This is a genomic window from Pseudoalteromonas sp. TB51 (assembly GCF_000498055.1).
Lineage (GTDB): Bacteria > Pseudomonadota > Gammaproteobacteria > Enterobacterales > Alteromonadaceae > Pseudoalteromonas > Pseudoalteromonas atlantica.
Genome location: NZ_AUTO01000300.1, coordinates 1 through 4,582, shown reverse-complemented (window position 1 = coordinate 4,582; position 4,582 = coordinate 1). Strand labels below are relative to the sequence as shown.

The window sequence follows — 4,582 nt, the reverse complement described above, 5'->3', positions numbered from 1 at the left end:
TAGACATAATGACTCCCACACGGTGTTAGCCTCCGCTTTTCGTGGGTTAGCTTAATTCAAAGCCAGAGCCATAATTAGTTTGTCAATTAACTAAACAGCAGAGGCTAACATGAATAAACATAGCATACTTTTTATCGGTCTTGATACACATAAAGAATTCAATGAAGTCGCCTATATTGAAGAACATAGAGGTGCGCAACCTGTTCATCTTGGCCGAGTTTCGTCTTCCAAAGTGGCCGTTCAAAAGCTTGTTCGTCAGTTCGAATCGAAATACTCTGGCGCAACACTTCATTTTGTTTATGAAGCAGGCCCATGTGGTTATTGGATTTACAGGTTAATTACCAGCCTCGGCCATTGCTGTTACGTGGTGGCGCCCTCTCTTATTCCTAAAAAACCTGGTGAGAAGATTAAAACCGATAAACGTGATGCTCTTAAGCTTGCTAAATTACTTAAGTCTGAAGATTTAACACCTATCTATGTTCCCGAGCCTGAAGATGAAGCTGTACGCGATTTATCTCGTGCACGCGAAGTGGCAATGAAGGACTTAAAAGATGCCAAATATCAATTAAAGGCGCTGTTGCTTCGCAATAATATCAATTATAAAGGCACTGCGAATTGGTCACAAAAACATTTACGTTGGCTCACTGAGATTGTGCTGCCACACCCCGCTCAGCACATCGTCTTACAAGAATTTTTACACACAATTACCGAACGAATAAGCCGACTTGAACGGCTAGACAATGAACTAACACACCACGTTCACCAGTGGCGTTATTATCCTGTTGTCAAAGCAATACAAGCTATGCGTGGTGTCCGTTTGTTGGTCGCCACTGGCGTTGTTGCTGAGCTTGGCGATTTATCGCGTTTCGACCATCCCCGTAAATTAATGAGTTATCTCGGTCTTGTACCCAGTGAACACTCGAGTGGTGGCAAACGCCATATTGGCGCCATCACAAAATGCGGAAATGGCCGAGCAAGACGCCTTCTTGTGGAAGGTGCACACACTTATCGGTATGCGGCAAATATATCAACAGATATGCAAAAACGACAAGAAGGCTTACCAAAGGACATTATTGATATTGCGTGGAAAGCACAGATTAGGCTCTGCAAACGCTATAAAAAAATGATAGCCAAAGGGAAACACTACAATCTGGTTGTTACCGCCATTGCCCGAGAAATGATTGCGTACATATGGGCTATTGCAAAAGAAGTGGTGCTTACGCCAGTGAATACAAAACTTAGATTGGCAAGAGTACCCGCATGATAAACGTATTAGAGTTAATGCATGGGATCAAGCATCGGGTGTGGCACAACCACCGACGGCGTTAGGATGGCAGTGCAGCTAACGCTGCATTGAACCACGAACATAGACTGAAGACAGGTGCCACGACGAAATAAGTAAGGTCTGCTCTGTTACTAGAAATAGTAATAACCAACGAATATCAGCAAGATAACCGACGACATTACTTGCTTCATCCTATGTATTAACTCGCTCTAATTCGAGCTAAAGTAATTATGGCTTAAAAAGTTAGGCAGGGATCAGTGCGTTTAACTTGACAGTGGGAGTCATACCAACGCCTTTTTTAGGGGTTATAAAGCGCACTAATGCTTCCATTCCGGTAAGTTTACCTGTGCGAATATTCATTTTTGGTTGGTAATACACTTCAAAATGGTTTTCTTTTAGACCAAAGCGCATTAGGTTTTCTATTTGTAAGCGTTTAACCGCTTGGCGGTTCATGGTGTCGTTAAAAAACAGGTAACTATTGCCTTTCTTTTTAGCATGATACATTGCGGTATCAGCGTTTTTTAATAACAGCTCTGGCGTACTGCCATCTTCGGGGAATAACACTATGCCTACGCTTGAGGTAATAGCGAGCTCGTGGCCTGCCATTTTAAATGGGGTCGCAATTGCAGCTAAAAATTGCTTTGCCATGCGAGTAATAACATGAATATCATTAGTATCTGCCATAACTAAGGCAAATTCATCACCCCCTAGGCGGTAAAAAACATCATTCTCTCGGGTTAACTTATTTAATCGCATAGCCAGTTTTGCTAATAGGCTGTCGCCTAGCTGGTGGCCCAATGAATCATTAATCTTTTTAAAGTTATCTAAATCAAATACCAAAAGGGCATGGTGGGTATTTTGTTTTACTAGCTTTTGTAGGTCGGTAAAAAATAAATTTCTGTTAGGTAAACTGGTCGTACGGTCTCTATTTGATAAATTATGCAGTTGCGATTGTGCATTTTTACGTTCGGTTAAATCTGAATAAACCACTACATAGTTTGTTATTTGGTGTTGATCGTTTTTTATCTCATCAATAGAAATCTCTATGGGCAGTAACACTCGCTCACTATTGCGCAGTTTTACCTCTTGTTGAATTCGCTCACGCTCTCGCACTATATTTTTAATGTTTTCTGTGTAGCTTTTATCGTAACCAGGTAAGTTAAAAGGCTTTTTGAGATATTGCTCTCTAACGCCACCAAAAAGCGTTAAAAAGCTGGGGTTAATATCAACTAAGTTAAAGTTTTTATCATATATAGCAAGTGCATCAGTGAGTGATTCTACGCACTTAGCAAATAAATTGAGGCGCTCTTGTGTTGATTTTAACACTGAAATATCGCGCACTGTGCCGGTCATTCTCAGTGGCGCTAAGTTGGCATCTTTTTCTATTATTTTTCCGCGGTCTAATACCCAGTGCCAGTGGCCAAAGGTGTCTTTAATACGGTAAGTGGCTTCAAAAAAAGCAGACTTTTGAGCAAAGTGTTTTTTTAATAAATGCTCTACTGAGGCAATATCGTGTGGGTGGATCAAGCTTTTATTTGGCGGAAAACCCATTAACGTTGTTGAATCCATCATGTATTTATCGTTAATACGAATAACTTCGCCTGTTTTTATATTCCAATCCCAAAGCGTATCGCCACTGCCTTCAACCGTGCTTTTTAAGCGCTTTTCTGAGAGGCTGTGCTGTAACCGAGAGCGCTTTAATTTATAAATTACAAATAATAGGTATGGCAAAGCCAGCGCAAGTAGGGCACTGGCAATAATTAAAACGGTGTTGGTATTTATATTAAAGGCGTGTTCAAAGGCAACCGCTGCGGGTGCTAGGCTTAGCAGCAACCAGTAAAAACCACATTTTATTGTTGTTATTTTTATCATTTGTTTTATTACTACTAATTAACAAATGATAATTTAAATCATGCCACTTGCAGAGTCAAAGAGATTGCGAGCAAAGCGGCATTTTTTGCGATTTATTTACTTTTGCGCTACTTAATAACTCATATCTTGGCCTATCTTTAGAAAAAGTAGCTATGGCATAGCTTTTCATTTCTTCTAGGCTGAGGGCGTGCAGTGCCTCTAGCAGGCGTTTTTGCATATGAAAGTCATGATCTTTATTGCCTATTGCAAGCCAAAAGCGCTGTGAGCGTAACCGTAAGTTTTTATCTTTTTCAGCAATATGAGTTGTCAAACCTTGTTTATGCTGCTGCCATGTTGTTTCATCTAGGGAGTCTAGGTTAGCAATAAACTGGCTTACAAAATGATTATGCCTGTGCAGTAGAGTCTGAGCTTCAAATTTTGGTGATTGAATATAAAAAGCAATACCGGCGCGGGTGTTAAATGGCGCATAGCCAGAGCCAACTAAGTAACCTAGCTGTTGTGTGGTTCTCAGCTCGTTAAAATAGTCTTGGTTAATTATATGATTAAGTGCCATTAATTTAACTTTTTCACACACTTCTGCACTTTGTGCTTGGTAGTAAATGACCATGGCGTTATCACTGCATGGCAGTTCAAGTTCGCAGCGAGTCACTTGGTCTATCTCGTGTAGCGGGCGTGTTAAATCTTCAATAGCCGTGGCGTTTTTTAAATGCTCTGCCACTTTTCTATGAAATACCTTCGCGTCTGCTTGTTGCCAATTACCGTGTAAAAATGACTCAACATGTAAGGCTTTAAAAAAGTCGGCTCTAAATTCGTTAAATTGCTGAAAACACGTATTTTTAAGTGCAGTGGCTAACTCGTCGGGTTGTGGGTTCCATGGCATTATTTTGGCACCTAACACACTAAATAATTCACTCACCGGTTTATTTTGGTTGCTGTTGCGCCAGTGCCTTACCAGTTGCTTTTTGTATTCGGCAAAGCGGCGTGCGCAAATATCAACATTAAATAGCGCATCAAGTAATTGCTCCACCAACTCTAGCTGACTAGTCGATAGCCCAGCGGTGTGCAACGTAAGCCCGCCTTGATGAGAGGTTAAATGATAACTTAAACCTGCCAATTCTGCGGGGTAAAACTGCTCGCCAACACTGTCCATAAATAAGTCACTAAAAAGGCGCGTTAATGCCATGTGCTTTACATCTTTTACTGCAAAGTGCGAGTCCATTGCTAAATAAAAATGACCTTTGGCCACTCTAAAGGTGTTGTCTTGTTTAAACCAAAAGTCAAACCCAGGCTCTTTAACTAACAGTAAAGGCTTGGTTTGAGGTTTTTCGACTTCGTATAGCACCACTTCTTTTGTTAAATAGGGGTTTGCTGTGGGCAGCAGCATAGTGCTCAGCGGTTTATTTATATGCGCAAGCGACTCCAGCC

The 4,582-nt window shown here is 41.0% G+C and carries 2 protein-coding genes and 1 pseudogene; 1 reads left to right on the top strand and 2 read right to left on the bottom strand.

Going from position 1 to position 4,582, the window contains the following annotated elements:
* Nucleotides 1-109: 109 nt before the first annotated feature.
* Entirely contained in the window at nt 110-1,264 is a 1,155-nt protein-coding gene (locus L650_RS0118085; protein WP_029772239.1) for an IS110 family transposase, read from the top strand.
* A gap of 309 nt (nt 1,265-1,573) precedes the next feature.
* On the opposite strand, the pseudogene L650_RS0118080 reads toward L650_RS0118085, so the two are convergent.
* A pseudogene (locus L650_RS0118080) lies at nt 1,574-3,157 on the bottom strand (diguanylate cyclase domain-containing protein); the annotation flags it as partial.
* 55 nt (nt 3,158-3,212) lie between these two features.
* A partial coding sequence (locus L650_RS0118075) for an insulinase family protein (protein ID WP_174380550.1) occupies nt 3,213-4,582 on the bottom strand: 1,370 nt, incomplete at its 5' end.